This window comes from Mesorhizobium sp. M2E.F.Ca.ET.209.01.1.1, from assembly GCF_004010375.2.
Taxonomy (GTDB): domain Bacteria; phylum Pseudomonadota; class Alphaproteobacteria; order Rhizobiales; family Rhizobiaceae; genus Mesorhizobium.
The window spans coordinates 1-283 of the sequence record NZ_SADP02001300.1; the positions used below are offsets into that span (position 1 = coordinate 1).

Below are 283 nucleotides of genomic sequence, written 5' to 3' on the forward strand. Positions count from 1 at the left end.
CCCGAAACCCGCCTCGAGCAGCGGTGCGACGCCGAGGTGCTCGATCGGATCAGTCACGACGATCACAATTATAAGGCCGATCGCGTCGTGGCCTATGCCTTCGCCACGCCGCAGATGAGCGCCGACGCCATCAAAAGCTCCGGCGCAGCCTTCCGCAGCAAAGGTCAGTGGTATCGGCTGAAGTTCAAATGCCAGACCGCGCCGGACCATATGGAAGTGCTGCAGTTCCTCTACAAGATCGGCGACGAGATCCCGGAAGCCGATTGGGCCAAATATAATCTCT

At 59.4% G+C, this 283-nt stretch carries 1 protein-coding gene; it reads left to right on the forward strand.

From position 1 onward, the window contains the following. Positions 1–283 (forward strand): DUF930 domain-containing protein (locus tag EN852_RS40145; RefSeq protein WP_135880001.1); only part of this gene is annotated, 283 nt, incomplete at both ends.